Here is an 18,001-nt window from a genome sequence, read left to right as displayed (position 1 = left end):
CGGTTGCTTATACCAAACTTATCCGTTTTTTTGCTTAGCCACGGGACTCCAATTTTCCCGTGGCCAAGCTCGTTGTGGCCAAGTCTGCCCACTTTCAAAGAACCGAAAGCTCCGGGAACCATTTTGATCACCACCTTGTCATTGTGCTCTTCAGTGATCAAACCTTACCCAGTCTATCCCCGCAAAAAAACTTTAAAAACAAGTAAATTATTGACAACTTATTTGTCGAAAAATTTTCAAATCAGGAAAATCCTGATTATCTAGCAGCTCATTAGAGTATTTACGGTTACAAAGGATTGACATGGAGGCGCATTACATCTTACTCACTCTCCCGGATTATGCAACAGGTATGTGATGGAAATGCAATGTGGGCTTGCCAATACATGATGCGGGTTTAACTGGTACACATGAATATTTTACTTCAAAGCCATGAAAGGGTCACAAAACCGACCCGCGATGCGTTAGAGCCTTTCTTACAGCACTTTCAACCGGTGCGGGTCTCAGCGAAAGTCATTCTTTCAGAGCCTGGTGGTGTGAACGGGGCTATCTGGTATGTAGATACCGGTATGCTGCGGTCCTACATCGTATTAGAGGGGGAGAAGGAAGGCAATGTTGCCACGAACAGGGAAATTACCAACTGGATTGTTTCCGAAGGGGGCTTCCTCACCGACATCCGTAGTTTCCTGCACCCCACACCGGCCTCGGCTTACATCGAAACGCTGGAAGCCAGTAAGTTGTACAAACTCTCGCATGAAAACTACCTCCACATGCACAAGTTATTCCCCGACTTATTCCGCACGTTGTTCGAAAACTCCCTGTTATTATCGGAGTTACGGGTTCAGATGTGTAATCTCCGAAACCCTCAGCACAGGGTACAAATGTTTGAAAGTATGCATCCCGAGCTTGCCGGCCGTATCTCCGTAGGTCTTCAGGCTTCTTATCTTAACATCGACAGGGCCACACTAAGCCGCATCCGAAGTAAAAAGCGATAAATATTTATTGAAATTTTTTGATTTGAGTCACACGATTTTGTGACTCAAATCAAATTTAATGTTGGTTTTGTTATATAGCTTTGTTCGTGTGAAGCGTGTTACCCCTAACAACAACAAAACGCTACGAAGCTAAATTTCATTTAAATGGAGCAGGTAAAAGATGCGTGGGCATCCCAATATGCGAGCCACATTGAATCTGGCATTTAATAGAGGGGACTTTTTCGAAACACCAACATGGTAAAAACATTCACCATATTGCTTTGCCTCATTGCTTTCAACGTTCTTCTCCTTGGTTGCCGGGAGAAGGACTTTGAGCGCAACTCCGATGGAAGTATTTCCACGAAAAAATACCTCTGGGGCGCCCCAGTCAACAGTGGCAGCTACATGGCAACCGGTCTCCGGACAAGCGTCACCTACGAAGGAGACATTTTGGCTCCTTACGCAACGGGAATTCAGTATCTAACCTCTTATACCGACAGAGGTGGAATTGTGCGATTGGATGGCGAGACCGGCAAGGAAAAATGGCGCTGGGCAGGTTACATGTTCTGGAGGGAGCTTTTTGATATTAATTATGTATATCTCAGGAACAATTATCTGGTCATTCCCAGCGGGCCACGCACCCATTGTGTGGATATGAATACCGGGAAGACAGTGTGGCAGAAATGGAAGCAGGATACCGTTTATACGAACGTGAGAATTTCTGGAATTGGGGATAGCTATTTTTATGCGGGAAGAAGAGAGTATGAAGACAGCAGCGGGCATATGGCGCTTTATAAAGGGAATGTGCTTCGCCCCGATCCGGAAGAGTTAGTGGTGAATCCTCAATTGCCCAAAGAGTTTTTTGGGAGAACGCCAATTCCGTCCGGGGCTGCGGTAACAAAACCTGTTGTGATCAAAGGGGACACTATGCTCATTGTGGATTACCAGCGGCCAACCGCCCAGGCAGCTTATAACTACATCCGGTCGGTATATGGCCTCTACAACCTGAGTAAAAAAATATGGGTGTACAAAGACATTCCACTCATTGAACCCCATCCAGGCTCCGTGGTGGATCATATGCCCGTAATATACGAAAACAAGGTGTATCATGCCGTAGGAAGGTATATTACCTGCCACAACCTGCTTACCGGGGAGAGCGTATGGGACCGGCCCTTTGCTCAGGACTTTCTTTCATCAGGCTTTATAGTGGCCGAAGGGCTGTTGGTGGCCAATTGTGAGGATACGTATATATACGGTCATAACGCCGATACAGGTGCAGAGGTATGGAGGGAAAAGTCGTCCGGTACGAGTACAAAGCTTTTGTATCAGGATGGATACGTATACTATGCTGGAGGTGGTGACGGATTGCTTCATGCCGTGGAAGTAAAGACGGGCAAAACAGAATGGAAACTACGGTCTCCCGACCTGGCGAAAAATTCGGGCGCTTATTTTTGGGGAATGGTATCTGCGCTTCCTGCAAAAAATGGCAAGAGGGGAAAGATTTTCGCCAGTACAGGTTTGCACATTTATGCCTTTGAAGCCATTCGATGACGAATGCCCGAAATGATACAGGACCTATCGTACTAAAACTTGTTGAGATTCCTCCTTCCAGCCCTTCAAACGATTTTGATGGCATCTCGAGCTTGCCGGCCGTATCTCCGTAGGTCTTCAGGCTTCTTATCTTAACATCGACAGGGCCACACTAAGCCGCATCCGAAGTAAAAAGCGATAAATATTTATTGAAATTTTTTGATTTGAGTCACACGATTTTGTGACTCAAATCAAATTTAATGTTAATATAGATCTATAAATTTGCTTCATTCCCAAAGGTGGATTAGTGATATTTACAAAAATATTTTAGCTCAACTTTCATAAAGCCAAAAATTTCTACTCCGTTTTTTGAAAATGTTTAGACCAAAATAATTACTGTTGTTTTTTATCTAAATTAATAAACTATGAAGTTCAAAAGTAAGGAAATTATTCTCACGCTCATTTGTTGTTTTGTTCTCGGAAACACGGTTTCGGGTCAAGGCTTAAAGGCACAAAAAGACTCTCTGGTGCTTTTCAAATGGGACGTAAGCCTGGATGTTCTAAATCTCTTTAAAGGTTATAGGGGGGTAATGATTCGTTACGCACCAGGATCGCGGGGTGCATTCAGGCTTGCAATTAGCAGTTTGAGCCATTCGACAGATGAGCATTTTCAATACTATGATACAACTGGAACCGTTCCACAACACCAACTTTACAAAAGAAAAACCTTTAATTTAAGCACGCTCCTGGGCTATGAAAGGCGTAAAGATTATGGCAGGCATCAGCTATTTTATGGTATGGATATAGGTGTAGATTATAATTGGGCCAGAGAGTATATAGTTACATTATATCCTGCTAAAGTTTACTCTATTGGTGTACATCCCTTTGTTGGCTTGAAGTACCGAGTTTCCAACAGATTGTCGATTTCGGCAGAAGCACTTTTTACAGCCCAACGTAAAATCGTTAAAAACTTTGGTCCACGAAATATTGTCGCTTCAAAGAGTAATTCCTATGGTTTTGCGCTCGATCCATTACGCTTGATAAATATATCCTATCATTTTTAAATCCTGATTCTTATGAAAACTTTTAAACCATTTTTTTGCATTGTATTTTTGCACCTCTTCATTTTAAGAATTTCTTTGTCAGCTCAAAGTGTAGCTATAAGTTGCAGCAGTCCAAGTGTAACATGCGCATATGCATTGCCCAACGGTAGCAACCATACCTACTTTGGTCCGATAACGGATTTTTCAAGTTGTATAGAGGGCAATAGCTGTAAATATAAATGGGAGGTCACAAATGGAAAATTGTTGGATGTAGCAATGCTAATCCATCAGTCAGAGAATTTGATGGCGCTAACAGCATAATCGTAAAGTGGGATAATATAAATGGGGATGGAACCATAAAAGTAACAACAGGAGTGCCATCCCAAACTAACATCGGTTGCCCAGATTGCCCTACCTTAACGGCGACTAAAACCATCCCAATTCGCTATTTGGGAACACCAGGTAATATTAAGATTAATGGCGTTGCCTACACTGGTAGCTATAATCTCGGGTGCAACACTACACCTATTACGATATCTGTCGACCCAGTAGATAACGCTACAAATTATTCATGGTCACTACCCTCTGGCTGGAGTGGGGCGACTAATTCCAACTCGATAACCGTTACCCCTAATTTGAATACCCAAGGCGTTGTAAAGGTGACCACCTCAAGGAGCGATGTTAGTGATCTTGTCACAGCGTCACAATTAACCATAAATAGACCACTACCTTCAATCAGCAGTGTCACACCTTCCACCGCACCTCTGGTCTGTTCCAGTTTGGATGTAGTCAGTGCCTCGGCTTCTGGCGTCAATGCGGATCAATATGTTTGGACGCCAACAGGCGGTGCACGGGTAAATGGCTTCTCCGCAGCCCAAACTGTTGCAGGCTCGGTTAATCTGGGCGCCACATCAAACGGATCTTTTACGATCCAGGCTTACTCTTCAGCCTGTAACGTGGCCAGCAGTAATACCAAAACATTGAACATTCGCTATGGCCCACCGGTACTAGGATCCCAAATTTTCTCACCTCCTTATCTGTGCCAATCGTATGAAGCGCCATTCAGTGTCAATCTCGTGGCGGATGTCACGAGCTATGATTGGACGGTAAGTGGCTCTGGTGCCATCCTGGTATCAGGTCAGGGTTCTTCTGCCGTTATGGCGAAGTCCATATACGTTAGCCCATTCACTGTATCTGTTGTTGGCACAAACACTTGTGGGATATCGTTCCCAGTTTCTAAAACAGTTGAAACAAGATATTGTGAAAATGATTGGTTAATAGCAACTTATCCAAATCCTGCCACAGATTATTTAACAATACAATTTAAAAATGAAAAACAAGCGGAATTATTTCCAGATGACATAAAAATTTACAATGAAAATGGTTTAGCAATCGATAATACTAAAACTATTAATTTCAGCAGTACATTAAACGAAAGGTCTTTCCAAGATGGTAATAAGATTAAGCTGAATGTAAAAGATTTGCCTCGCGGCACACATTACTTTCATTTTATGAAAAATGGGGCGGTCCTCGATAAAGTTCGAGTTTTGTTGAAATAATAATCCTGTTCTATGCCCTATCTGTGAAAGACTGTTATAGGTTAAATTAAAAGAAGGATAACAATCGTTACAGACTCGCTGTAAGGTTGTTATCCTCCTTTAAGGTGTTTACGTAGTTTCCATAGTCGGCCGGATGAATTCGCTGTAACCGAATTTGAATATGGGATTAAATTAAATGGTAGTAAATTCATTATTTATTCCACCTCAAGATGGATACCTAAGTTCTTCATTTGAGAATTGGAAAGCATAAATCAAGACATTTATATTTCAGTTCAAATGTTGAACTTCGGTTATCTGATTGAGCTAGTTTTAAGCTTGAAATATCTGAAATTAATTAGTTTGGGGTATATCAATATTTATTTACCATGAATGTTTATTCAACTGCTATTTTTCTGGCACTTTGCGGGGGCATTGTCAAAGCGCAGACTGCCTCCGGCAAGTTCATTAGCGCCAACTCAATTCAGGTAGAAATCAATGGCATGGGTGATCATTTTATTCCGGTTTCGCTCAGTTATGAACGGATATTTCACCAGACGAATAAATTCGCCTTTTTTGCGAAAGCTGGAGCTACCTATCAGCCCATTGGGCAATTTACGCAAACGGCAGCTACGCTTGAAGCAGGCATGGTGAGCCAGGCTGAGAGACACCATTGGGAAATGGGACTCTTCGCCATGATTCAAGACAAAGAGATCAATAATAAGGAAACCAGGTTTGTTAGTCCCCAGAACAATGGTCACATTTCTCTGCGCCTTGGGTATAGATACCAAAGGCCTCATAAAGGATGGGTAGCCCGAACTGGCGTTTTAATCCCTTTCATTTACGGAACGAACTCGGATATAGTTGTACCTGGTCGGCAATCCAAAATACGAAATGTTTTTTTTCCATGGCCAGCCATATCTATCGGAAGAGCGTTTTAACGCTATATTTCTGGTGCCTGGCAATTGTTTGCCTAGCACAAAACTTTGTTCCTAACCCTGGATTCGAAAGATTTATAAAAAAGCCATGTAGAATAATGCCCACAGGCGAAGGACTTCAGGATTATCTCTATGACTGGCGTACACCAACGGCCGGTACTTCTGACGTATGGTATGCAGATAGTTCAGCAGCTTGTGCTTCCATCGTTTTCCACTACAAATCCCCGCAAGCCAGGAACGGTAAATTTACCGCGGGAATTATCACATCCGCTGCCGACAACAGAACATACAGAGACCTTACGAAGGTAATTGAATACAGGGAATACATACAGACCCGATTATCTCAACGATTAAAAAAGGGTAAGATTTACTATGCGGAGTATTACGTACTGAGGGCTTACCCCGGGTCAATAGCCACAAATAATTTTGGAGCAGTGTTCACCGTTTCGCCAATTGGCTCGGTTGGACATTCCGTCTTAAACTACACCCCGCAGGTAAGGTCTAATGAAGTGGTAACAGATACGGCTAAGTGGACGAAAATATCCGGCTGTTTTATGGCTGAAAACGATTACGAGTACCTGACCATTGGCAACTTTTCAAATGATGCAGCAACAAAAATGGTGCCCATGTTTTACAAAGGTGAGCCACCATATTATCTGATTGACGATGTATTAGTGGAAGAAGTTGATGTTCCTTTTATACCTGAACCAAATTTTCTGGGAGATGACATTACCAGGTGTGACGGCGAGAGCTATACGGTAGCATTGGGCAATATGTCACCTTACTCGCTATTATGGGACGATGGAAACACCAAAAACAATTATACTATTAAGGAGTCTGGAAATTACGTTCTTGAACTGAGTTACAGGGAGTGTGTTTTTAAGGATTCTATTGAAGCAGATTTTCATTTGCCTGTGAAACTGGGGCCTGACATTAAGGCTTGTGAACCCGCAACGATCACTCTCAAGGCGGTAGGGGCCTCTGGTATTCGGTGGCAGGACGGATCTCAGAAACACGAATATACAACAGATAGATCCGGCGTATATATTGTTTCGTCAACCTCTCTGCAATGCCCATCTTCTGATACCGTCAAAGTTGAATTTTACCGTTGCCCGGGAGATATACCTAATGTATTCACACCAAACTCAGATAACAAAAACGACTACTTTGTCATTGACAATATTACCTTGTTGCCATGGAAACTTGAAATTTATAATCGTTGGGGCACCCTGGTTTATCGCCACCCGCAGTATGACAACTCCTGGGATGGAGGCAAGCTCTCAGCTGGTATGTACTACTATCTACTTTCCAGTGACAACTTGAAACAAGATATCAAAGGGTGGGTCAATATTCTTCGGTAAATGATATCTGGATCCAGTTACGTTGAAGGCCCGAAGTCTGGGTAAAAACTGGCCGGGATCAGCCAGTTCCGCCTAAAAAGCCTAAAAACCATTAAAGAGTTAACCTGGTCAGAGAAGCGCTGACTGACGGTAACTCCTTAATGGTTTTTTCGTACTCCCGATTCTCTAGGAAAAGCCATAAAAGCTCAGGCCCATCAAAGTGTATCCCACCAGTTTTTGGTGGCCTGAGTGTCTCCGCCGATGCTTTTGGCTGCCTGTTCGCTGTTGATGGCGTTGGCGGCCCGGCTACTGCTGGGGTATTTGAGGCGTTTGGGCACGTCGGTTACCTCAGGATCCAGACTGCCGGATGCCGGAGGGATAAACAATACTTCACCATTGGGCTTTTTAGGGTCGAGCCGTAGTCGTTCCATCCAGGATTGTATACCTTGCATGTACAGGGCAAGCCATTTCTGGGTGCCGATTACGTTTTTCCAGGTTCCTCCTTTGTAGGGCACGCCTTCCAGGTACGTGGCCACGACTTTGGCGTCGGTGACACCCCATTGGGTCATCGATGCGGTCACGGCTTCTTTGTACAGCTCTTCGGCAGAGGCTGAGCCCACGGCCATACCTCGGGCTGCTGCTTCGGCTTTGAGGAAGGCAACCTCTGCATAAGTGATCATGTAACCCTTTGCGGAGCCGCTGTAAGCCATTACACCCGGCTTGGAAAGCCCGATCATCGTGGGTGCGTTGGCCTCTGTACCATACACTTTACCGATGTATTTGCCATTGGTTTCATCCGGGCGGGCGAAGATAGGCAGGCGCGGATCATTTACCGATTGCAGATACGTCACCAGGGTGGAGGTAACGGCAAATTCAACCAGGGGCCTGTCTACGTCATTGTATGGAAACCGGTTGGTGACCGTAGCAACATTGTAGGGAAAGAAAGCATCCTGCGCCACGCTGACCATCGTATTTTTTACGGCATCTTCAATAATCGCTTTGGCTTCTGCGGGCTGGGCGTCGGCCATGCGCATGGCTATGCGCATACGTAGTGCGTTGGCGATCCTGACCCACTGTGCAGCGCTGCCATTGGCAACAACATCACCCCGGATAGCCATTGTTCCGGGATTGGACAACACATCAATTTGCTTTTTGAGAGATACCAGCAGTGCACTGTAGACATCTTTGCCTTTATCAAAAACGGGCTGAGGAATCACGTCGCCTTTCAATGCCTGGGTGTACGGGATATCCACGTAAACATCGGTAAGGATGTGGAATATCCAGGATTTCAGGATTTCGGATACTGCCAGTATGTTTGGGTTGGTTTCTTCGGGGTGGCGGTCATAGTAATTCTGAATTTCCTGCAGGTCCATCAAAGGCCCTGCGTACATACCCGACCACAGGCCGTCGTTGGTAAACAGAAAGCGACCATCGGAGGTCTTGTCGGTGCCCATCCAGTACTGCGACAGCTCCATGCCGATACGCCCGTTGAAATAGGTGTCGTACAACAGGTCCGAAGCTCGTTTTTCAGCATTGCCCAGGAGGAATTCGGGTTGGGTTTCGCTGGACCTTGCCGGGTCGGTATTGAGTGTTTCAAAATTGTTGCATCCCGTAAATGCAAGAATACTTGCAGTCAGCAGGAAAATGAGTTTAAGTTTCATAGTCAATCAGATTTATGATTTATTCCGTGGAAAATCGGTTAAAAAGTAATGTTCAGGTTGGCTCCCATGCTGCGTACCGGAGGCAACGCGCCACCCTCAAACCCAATCTGGTTGCTGATCGAATTGGTGATATTGGCAGGATCCACATTGGGTGCGTTGCTTTTTATCAGCCAAAGGTTACGGCCCGTGAGCGTTATGCGCAAAGCCTGGGTCCTTATCTTTTTTGCCCAGCTATCTGGTAAATGCCATCCCATACGTACTTCACGCAGGTAGATATAGCTGCCGTCATAAAGATTTGCCTTGCTGATCCGGTTCCCTCCGTCTGCATTGAAATGTGTACGTGCTGTTACCACGATGTCGTTTGCCGTTCCGTCGGCTTTCACACCCGGATTGATGACGCCTTTTTCGCGGATGCCGTTTTCAGCGGTTTCCGCCAGCATGCCGGATTTGTTTCCGTACAGATTGGTGTATGAGAAGAAATCACCCCCTTTCTGGAAATCCACCAAAGCGGACAGATACAGGTTTTTGTAGCTGAATGTATTGTTCAATCCACCTATAAAATCAGGATTGGCATCTCCGATGATCACCGGTGTGGCCGTTACATTGTAAGTGCCGTTGGCAGCCACAGTTCTGTTTCCCTGCGCATCATACACATAGTCGGTACCCAGCATGGTACCCAGTGACATGCCTTTCTGGGCCACCATGGACACTTTGTTGGTGCGTCGCTCTGTACCGATTACGAACCTTTCTATGCCCTGAATGTTGTCTACGGTACTGTTAAGATCGAGTACCGTATTTTTGTTTTTGGAAAAATTCAATGCCACTCTCCAGTTGAAGCTGGTTGTACGTATAGGCGTGGCCGTCAGTGTTAGCTCTATACCTCTGTTTTGAACAGTTCCTCCGTTGACCACTTTGGTGGTGAATCCACTTTCAGAAGGGATCTGTACATTCCAGATCTGGTTTTTGGTACGACGGTCGTAGTAGGTGAAATTAGCACCAAGCAGGTCGTTGAAGAATTTGAAGTCGAACCCGCCTTCCACTTCCGAGGAAAGCTCCGGTTTAAGGCGGCTGTTGAACAGCTTGTCCGAGGTACTTTGAAGCGGGAAAGTGCCGAATGGGGCAACATAATCGTAATACCGTGACACGGAGTAGGGATCCGCATCGTTACCCACCTGTGCGTACGAGAGACGCGCTTTGCCCATTGTGAGCCATTTTGTTTTCGGGATTACGTCTGAGAAGATAAATGAACCTGCCACAGATGGATAGAAGTAGGAGAAATTACCGGTCTGTTTGAGTGTGGAGGCCCAGTCATTGCGTCCGGTTGCCGTTAAGTACAGGAGTTTCTTATAGCCAACAGTCACCGATCCGAATAATGAATTGGTCTGCCTGTTGCCATAGGCGTTGGAAATCGTTGCGGGAGTTACCGAATTTTGAAGCACATACACCATCGGGTTCTGTAGGCCTCCATTGGTTGTGCCGGCATCGATGCTTGATTTGATACTCAGAATATTTCCACCCAGCACAGCCTCCAGGCTCAGGTTGGATTCTTCAAAAGACTTATTGATATTTAGCGTACCCTGATAGTTGTTCTCGTTATTGATCGCCACACGTTTCGCATAGGATCCTACAAAAAATCCTTTGGCGCTGCGGGTTTCATCCATGTGGTTGAGGTAGTCGGAGAATACCCGTACATCGGCCGAAAGCCAGTCGGTCAGTTTGTAAGTCAGGCCGGCGTTTCCAAAGTACCGGTTGTTCTGGTCGGTGTTGTAGTTTTCGTACTGGTTCCAGTAGGGATTCTGGGTAAACGCAGGCTTTTGAATATTCCATGCCGTACGGTTCCACGACTGCTCGGTTCCGTCGGCATATTTGTACGCTTTCAGATATGAATCCTCGATCTGGCGCTGTCCGTACATGACGTAAAAAAGCATCGGGTTGTTTCCAAAAAAGCCTGTGCCCGGTCTGCCTTTGGAATGATCATTGATGTAATTGATCCCACCGCTGAAGGTGAATTTGTCGGTGAATTTATAAGTCGTATTCATGCTTATGAAAAACCGGTTCAGCTGGCTACCCGGGTAGATGAAGTTTTGCTTTGTCTGCCCGAGTGAAAACCGGATGGAACCCTTATCGCCGCTGCTGGCCACGGAGAGGTTATTCGAGAAAGTAACCCCGGTCTTGAAAAAATCTTTGGCATTATTGGGCTGTGGACTCCACGGCGCTGCTTTACCAAAGTTAGGGTTGTTACGATCCTGATCCCACGACCAGTAATGCCGCACAAGCCTGCCGTCCATCTTGGGTCCCCACGACTCATCCGTACCGTAATCCGGGATCAGATCATATCTGCCTTTCCCATCGTTGTCGTCATAAGAACCGCCGCCGGGCAGGAAGCCGCTCGGGTTTTGATTGATGTAGAGTTTGGTGAAAGCATCACTGCCTCCGCCTCCATAACTGTTCTGAAACTTCGGCAACAACGACACCTGGTCCATCTGGATATTCAGATCGTAATTCAAGGACAGATTTCCGGAGCCTTTGCCCGACTTGGTGGTAATGTATATCACCCCATTTTGTCCACGGCTACCATAAAGTGCGGTTGCCGCAGCACCTTTCAGAACCGAAATATTTTCGACATCGTTGGGATTGATCAGCTGGGCCGGGTTACCGTAGTCATAGCCGCCGCCGCCTGTTCCCTGGCCACCGGTGACGCCGTAGGAGTTCAGGTTCATGTTGGCCATGGGTACCCCATCCACAATAAACAGGGCATTGTTATTTCCTGAGATGGACTTCAACCCACGTATGGTTACCCGGGAAGAGCCCCCCATGGATCCGCTGTTGCCACCGATCTGAACGCCGGCAAGTTTGCCCTGAAGCGAGTTGATATAATTGACCTCACGGGCTTCCTGGATGCTGCTTCCATCCACCTGCTGGACGGCATAGCCCACATTGCGGGTGTTTCTTTGCACGCCCAGGGCGGTTACCACTACTTCTCCAAGGCTTTTGACGTCCGGGAGAAGCTTAACGGAGAGTTGCGAAGAAGTGCTACTGACCTGAACCTCCTGCGTTTTGAAACCAATGGAGGAGACAATCAGCGTCTGATTTCCGGCCGGAATGCTGATCGTAAAGCTTCCGTCGGCCACCGTGTTCGTACCCGTTGAGGAGCCGCGAAGCAGTATGCTGGCACCAGGTACCGCCATGTTGACTTCGTCGACCACCTTTCCGGTGACTTGCCGGCTCTGTGCATAGAGCTGGGTAAATGATAGTGCAAGCCCGATCAGGGAAAGCACACAATAACGTAGATTATTCATATAGGCGAATGGGTTTTTTGTTTGAAAGGGATATACCGGAGGTAAAAGGACATTTGTATATGCCAGTTACTTGAAAAAATCAATATTTTTACTATAAATATTTATATGAATTTGGTGGAATGAATAATCAGTATCTCCGTCTGCGTGTTAAGCTAAATCAACCGTTAGGAGATGGGGTTAAGTCATAAATAAAAAAAAAGAGAACCGCGCCTCTCTTACAGGTCTTATGCCCGGGGTAGAGCGCTATTGAGCCAATCCTCTTCCCGTTTTTTGCTGCAGCTCTTCGATAAACTTCGATGCATTGGCCTTCGTCAGCGTTTCATCCACTTCTTCTCCGGCTTCGTCAGAGAGCGTCTTGAGGTAGGAATGTTGTGCGCCGGTCATCGGTTTTCAGAATGGTGGTCCATGTATCGGTATTTTTTGCGATATTGGATATGCTATCACCTGGCAATAGGTTGGTAAATTTTCCCGTAGGCTATTTTGATCCTGTAATCGGGAGATGTGCTATCACCGTCACGCATGTTCCATAAATGTGGGATCTTTTTTAGAGTTAGGTTTACCCAATTACCAATCCTTGTTTTGTCACTGGTCGATTACCATCTTTTTTAGCAAATCAAAAAAGCCCCTTTTCCTGGCACTATGAATCCCCCAGTCGGCGGGCATGCTTTGGTAACCATCTTCAAATGGCTCGCTCTTCATCCGGTAATCGAAGTAGCCCCATGAGGCATGGGCTTTGGTAGCGGCGAGGAAATTGTTCATCGGTTTGTCAAAATCGAAATGATCGTCTTCGTTGAATACGATGGGCTGACCGCCGTAGGCGGGTTTGTCCCGTATGATCTGTACCATTTCAGCAATGCGCTCGGGCCTGGATACGCCGTTGCCATGGACCAGTACGAAATCATTTACTTTGAGGATATTGTCACTGGGAATGTGATTACCGCTGAAACTGGTCGAGACCAGTAGCCGACGACCTTTTAGCTTAATGGATTGGGCCAGCGTAATGAGTTCATGAACCCGGTTTTCAAGCAGAATTGGATGGCGGTATTTGATGTTGCATTCATTATTGATCTCTACCAAAAGGTTTTTGTAACCTGTTTTCAGAAGGAATTCCGTCATATTTCTTACGGCATTCTTTACAGCCTGCTCATCTGCAAGGCGGTTGTCTTGCCCGAAATAGAAGTATCCGACAATGACAACCATGCCAAGTTCGTCGGCCTTTTTCAGTATTTTTTGTAGTCTTTGAAGATACTTCGGATGAAGTGATCCATCCGCATTGAACCCGGAGTTGTGCCAGGGCTGGTCCTTTGAATAGCCCTGTGGACTTCCCCCCTGCATATTCAGTGTAATGGCGAGCAGTCCATGTTCCCTCCACAACGGCATGGCGGCGATGAATTCAGTAACATTTCGGTCAGGATCCCATTTCCCGGTGTCCGGATATTTCCAAAGTTCCTTTGTCTCAGGATTGAGGTCGTCGAATGTTCCCTGCACCATGCGGGAATTGGGTAAAAGGCCCTCAAGGTTCATTCCCTGGTAGAATTTTCCTTTCAGGGTGATGTGTCCATTGATGTAAAAATTTTCTCCGCGAATAGTGACCTGAGTTTGCGGCTTTTGTTCGTAGCCAAGGATGTTCCAGAGAAATGATACCGGAATCAAAAAGCAAATCAGTTTCATTCGAAAGAAATTTTAGATGAGAGTTGACCGACCAAGGTAAAAGATCGGCAATCCTTAAACTACTGTTGTTGCCTGCTGGACTTAAGCCATGTGACAATCGGGCTGGCTCCTTGCCGCAACCGATTTATCGTCAATAGCCTCTAAGTTTTAAGATCAAGAAAAATGAGATGAGCATTGCGTACCACTTCATTTTTATTTTGTGTGGATTTGGGCAATAAGATTGGCTGACGTAGATCCGTCGGCAGGGTCGTTCCGGCGGTTGATAGATGATAGAAGCAGAGAATTTGAGAAAACTTTATATAGCTTGCCAGGATATTGTTTTCGGTTCTTGGGGCTATATATTTCAATAAAAAAAGTAAAAATTTATTTTTTATTGAAATATATTTAAATATTATTGTGATAATATTATTTTCTAATCATCATCATTAAACTAAAGTACTATGAAATTAGTATTCCACATCTGCATTGGCTTATGCCTTTTCGTTTTCAATTACAGTTTATCTTTTGCTCAAGGAGTGACTGAGGAAAACAATCTTTATCAGATTCCTTTGAATCAAGGCGATACATTTACAATAAGCGTCTCGCCTGCCAAATTATCATGGATCAAAAATCGCTCAAGTTGGCAGAAAGTGGGCTCAACCATTGCGGGAGGCGTCATGGTATGGAACATAACATCGCCGAATAGGATCTTAGCGGAAAATAGTCAAAAACGCGGGGTGGTTTCCTCAGTCGGTTTGGGTATCGGCGTTGGTATTCCAAATTTTAACAAAAAGGCCAAAGCCAGAAACCTATATGTACTCCATAAGTTCGTCAAAGTTAATGGTGACCAAAATGACTTTACTAAAACTCCTATTCGTAGGCGATGGGCAAAGTTGTCTGGGATTGCTGAATCGGATGGGATGTTACAGGTTATTTTGCCGGATGGGTATAAAGCAAGAATTGAGAGTCGAGTGAAACGACCACGAGTGGTAATAGATCCATTGAATCCTACGCCTGCGAATAGCGTTGGGGATACCTTAGATGTTGTGGTTATTACCGGGTCTCATAACCCATGTGATTTGAACCCCTTTGGCTGTGGTTGTCCGATGCAAAGTCCAAGCTGCCTTGATGATCAAGGCAATTCTGCAAATAATAATTCCCAAGATCCATGTGCCATAAATCCCGCGAATTGCGGAGAACATCAGGGCGGACAGGGAAATGATCCGAACTCAGAAATTACGGATTTGAACCCTTGTGAAGTTGCATTCAGTGTCTTGAATCCAATTAGTGCTACCGTCGCAAGTTATATAAAGCGCGATGTAGAGGTGATGTTTCAAAGTGACTCTACTTTACTGGGTCTTGGGGGTAACATAGACAACACTCCGGCAAATGCCCTTAAACATGTAATATGGAATATTAAAATGGTTTGCGAACTCGGCCTTGAAATGGCAGAAACAATTGCATATAATCACGAGATATGTTATGGGGTTAGGATGAATCCACTTTCATCCTATCGAATGGATATGCTGAACAATAAACTTGGCCAGGACATTGGAGTCGCTCTTAAAAATAGTGGAAATTGCAATGATGATGATGTGATTAAGCAAGCAGCTTATAATAATTATGATGACTTGGCTTTCTTTCAGCCAAATTAAAAAGCGAGAATTGTTTCCATTTTGATTAAATTTTCGGAAAAATGACTAGATACTTTATTGTATTCACTGCAATTTTTGTTCTTTCAATATCAGTGGCAATGTGCCAGAGAGGAAAACTTTCTGATGTAGTGAATGATTCGTGCAAAATGAGCCAGGTGGTTTTCTGTGGAGTGAAATTGAAATATCCGTTGAAGGTACTGGAGGCTAAAAAGGAGTATGGGCTTGAATATGTGTCTATGCATACTTTTTACAAAACGATCGATGGTTTTCCTCCTTTGAGCCAATATGAACCGTTCAATTTTAAATTGATCATACCCATTAGAGATAGTGATCCATTCAATGATATAATTCCTGAGGAGGTGTATCATGATCGTCCTGTCAAGGGATATACTTTTCTGTTTCGCGGATCTACAACCGATCCAGATTCCCTCAGGAATGCCTTGGAAAAACAATTCTCGGGAAAGTTTGAGCTGAAAATTCGTAAGAGTGACTACAAGAGTTTAGCTGGCTACCCATTTTACGAGATGCGTATTTCTGAGTGTGTCTACGTAGCGGTAACTAACTTTTCTTTGAAGCAGAGCATCCGTGTTATGTTTTACTTTGACATGACTGAGGAAGAAAGGCTTTGGTTTCCGTTATAGAAAATCCGTATCACAATTTAATTTTTGACGCTGCCATATTTGAAGTGTCAAAATTACGTCAAATTGAAAGAGAGGTGACCGTTACGGGCCACCTCTCTTGTTTTACTTCAAAAATTGATTAGTTCTGCACGGATAATGGATTGTACAACATCTCGTCTTCAGGAATCTGAAGGGTCATGTTGGCTACCGGTAAACTTGCTTTGGTCACGTGGTTGGCAGAGCTTGCTCTGTCCACGGGAATATTCCAACGCTTGTTGTTGTAAAACTCACGGCCACCTTCGCCCCACAATTCGATGCGCGTTTGTAGCTGCACCATCTGTAAGGTGGTGAGTCCCTGCATCGCAGGATAAGTAGCGGTAGTTAGTGGCGTCATGCCTGCTTTTGTCCGGGCCGCCAGCAGCTTGTCCAGTGTTGCTTTGGCTGCAGCCTCTGTTGCCGGGGTCATTGCTTCGGCTTCGGCTTTCATGAGCAATACCTCCGAAGTCCGCATGTAATACGCTGTTGAGGCGCCCACATCAACCTTATTGTTGCTACCCAATCCGTGTGTGGCTGCAAATTTCAGGTTGGTGTAGGTGGGAATAAATGCTACTGTATTGTTCGGCGGATACGTGTAATTGCCTATTGCTTCCAAAGAGAAGGCATCTTTGCGATAATCATTGGGAGCGATCTTTTCGTACAGACGGTTGTCGATCCTCTTATAGGCTCTTTGTAAACCACCATTGTCCTTTCCGAAAGGATTCATGTAAGCCAGGAAATACGGGTTACCAACGCCCTGAGGGAACCCTAGGATTACCTCAGGATTCTGAGCATTGTTCAGGAAGCCGTTGGTTTCTGGCCGAATTTCAGGAAGTGCTGCGGTACCAATATTTTTTCCCCCATATTGTGCCTGGGACATAAGCGTGGGATATTGTGTCAGGATTTCATTTGATGCGCTGATTACAGTGGCCCAGTCACCGGTCCACAATGACACCTTAGCCAGCAGGAAATTAGCCACGGCCAGATCTATATCCGTTAGATCAGCTGTGTACCCAACGCCAGCCTCTTTAAACAAGGTAATGGCACGGTTCAGGTCGTTTTTGATAAAAGCATAGGTCTCTACTGCAGTTGAACGAGGTTTGTTTTCCTGAGTAGGTCTAAAACTGTCATACAAAGGCAGGCCTAACTTACCATTACCACCCTGCAAAAATGCATTCTGATAATTTTCCATCAGGTAGTTATAACCATAGGCTCTGGCAAACAATCCTCTGGCTTTACATTGTTTCAGAAAATTATTCGTGCCCACGGTTTCATCCGGAAGGTAGTTCAGCATCTGGTTAGCTGTGGTAACACAAAACCAGCCATACTTCCAGTAGGCAAAATTTTTGCCGTTGGCAGCGCCAATAAAGTCACCTAGCTGATACTCTATGGATCCAGAGAGTACGCTCAGCCCTTCCTGGTCTCCAAGGATAATGTCATTACCCTGAATAGAGCGATTGACATCAAGCCCCTGATTGGAATAATACATATCCGCAACGCCTGCTCCGGTAGCACCAACGTTGTTGAAAAGCAGGGGCATGGCATTGGCCATTCCACCCATAACGATCCGTATCTTGGCCTCGTCACCCGATGCCAGCAATTCGGCAATCTGCTTGTCTGAAATACTGTGTGGTGGCTCCACTTCCAACTTATCGGCACACCCTGAAAATAGCAGCATACCAGAAACTGCCAGACCCGTTATATATTTATTTAGAATACTCAT

General features: G+C 45.1%; 13 protein-coding genes. 8 read left to right on the top strand and 5 right to left on the bottom strand.

Annotated elements, in window-relative coordinates; translation table 11 throughout:
• The first annotated feature begins 407 nt into the window (after positions 1-407).
• The 6 genes from DYADSP32_RS15530 to DYADSP32_RS15505 all read left to right on the top strand — a co-directional run bounded on the left by DYADSP32_RS15530 (position 408) and on the right by DYADSP32_RS15505 (position 7,378).
• On the top strand, positions 408-992 hold the full coding sequence (locus DYADSP32_RS15530; protein WP_149241883.1) for a Crp/Fnr family transcriptional regulator: 585 nt from the start codon (positions 408-410) through the stop codon (positions 990-992).
• A 234-nt stretch (positions 993-1,226) separates the two neighbouring features.
• On the top strand, positions 1,227-2,522 hold the full coding sequence (locus DYADSP32_RS15525) for a PQQ-binding-like beta-propeller repeat protein (RefSeq protein ID WP_149241884.1): 1,296 nt from the start codon (positions 1,227-1,229) through the stop codon (positions 2,520-2,522).
• 404 nt (positions 2,523-2,926) lie between these two features.
• Positions 2,927-3,565, top strand: coding sequence for a hypothetical protein (locus DYADSP32_RS15520; RefSeq protein WP_149241885.1), 639 nt, complete (start codon positions 2,927-2,929; stop codon positions 3,563-3,565).
• A 218-nt stretch (positions 3,566-3,783) separates the two neighbouring features.
• Entirely contained in the window at positions 3,784-5,103 is a 1,320-nt protein-coding gene (locus tag DYADSP32_RS15515; RefSeq protein ID WP_149241886.1) for a T9SS type A sorting domain-containing protein, read from the top strand.
• A gap of 365 nt (positions 5,104-5,468) precedes the next feature.
• Positions 5,469-6,020, top strand: a complete 552-nt coding sequence (locus tag DYADSP32_RS15510) for a hypothetical protein (RefSeq protein ID WP_414617808.1) — start codon at positions 5,469-5,471, stop codon at positions 6,018-6,020.
• A gap of 95 nt (positions 6,021-6,115) precedes the next feature.
• Positions 6,116-7,378, top strand: a complete 1,263-nt coding sequence (locus tag DYADSP32_RS15505; RefSeq protein ID WP_414617807.1) for a gliding motility-associated C-terminal domain-containing protein — start codon at positions 6,116-6,118, stop codon at positions 7,376-7,378.
• 194 nt (positions 7,379-7,572) lie between these two features.
• Here the strand turns inward: DYADSP32_RS15505 and DYADSP32_RS15500 are convergent, their stop codons facing one another.
• The 4 genes from DYADSP32_RS15500 to DYADSP32_RS15485 all read right to left on the bottom strand — a co-directional run bounded on the left by DYADSP32_RS15500 (position 7,573) and on the right by DYADSP32_RS15485 (position 13,988).
• Entirely contained in the window at positions 7,573-9,018 is a 1,446-nt protein-coding gene (locus DYADSP32_RS15500; RefSeq protein WP_149241888.1) for a SusD/RagB family nutrient-binding outer membrane lipoprotein, read from the bottom strand.
• Positions 9,019-9,056: 38 nt separating this feature from the next.
• Complete coding sequence (locus DYADSP32_RS15495; protein ID WP_149241889.1) at positions 9,057-12,317, bottom strand: SusC/RagA family TonB-linked outer membrane protein; 3,261 nt, start codon at positions 12,315-12,317, stop codon at positions 9,057-9,059.
• A gap of 243 nt (positions 12,318-12,560) precedes the next feature.
• Positions 12,561-12,701: a DUF3072 domain-containing protein gene (locus tag DYADSP32_RS15490; RefSeq protein ID WP_149241890.1), complete on the bottom strand. Its 141-nt coding sequence runs from the start codon at positions 12,699-12,701 to the stop codon at positions 12,561-12,563.
• A gap of 198 nt (positions 12,702-12,899) precedes the next feature.
• Positions 12,900-13,988, bottom strand: coding sequence for a hypothetical protein (locus tag DYADSP32_RS15485; protein WP_149241891.1), 1,089 nt, complete (start codon positions 13,986-13,988; stop codon positions 12,900-12,902).
• Between the two features lie 440 nt (positions 13,989-14,428).
• Between DYADSP32_RS15485 and DYADSP32_RS15480 the strand changes: the two genes are divergently transcribed.
• Together DYADSP32_RS15480 and DYADSP32_RS15475 are read left to right on the top strand one after the other, a co-directional pair.
• Positions 14,429-15,622: a DUF6973 domain-containing protein gene (locus DYADSP32_RS15480; RefSeq protein ID WP_149241892.1), complete on the top strand. Its 1,194-nt coding sequence runs from the start codon at positions 14,429-14,431 to the stop codon at positions 15,620-15,622.
• A 41-nt stretch (positions 15,623-15,663) separates the two neighbouring features.
• Positions 15,664-16,263 carry a hypothetical protein gene (locus tag DYADSP32_RS15475; protein ID WP_149241893.1) on the top strand — a complete coding sequence of 200 codons (600 nt, stop codon included), beginning with the start codon at positions 15,664-15,666 and terminating at the stop codon, positions 16,261-16,263.
• Between the two features lie 118 nt (positions 16,264-16,381).
• Here DYADSP32_RS15475 and DYADSP32_RS15470 read toward each other — a convergent pair whose 3' ends face one another.
• The gene (locus DYADSP32_RS15470) at positions 16,382-18,001 is read right to left on the bottom strand and encodes a RagB/SusD family nutrient uptake outer membrane protein (RefSeq protein WP_149241894.1); all 1,620 of its coding nucleotides are present in this window, start codon (positions 17,999-18,001) and stop codon (positions 16,382-16,384) included.

Source organism: Dyadobacter sp. 32 (assembly GCF_902506755.1).
Lineage (GTDB): Bacteria > Bacteroidota > Bacteroidia > Cytophagales > Spirosomataceae > Dyadobacter.
Note: the sequence above shows the minus strand (reverse complement) of the source record. Positions and strands in the feature narration are given on the sequence as shown.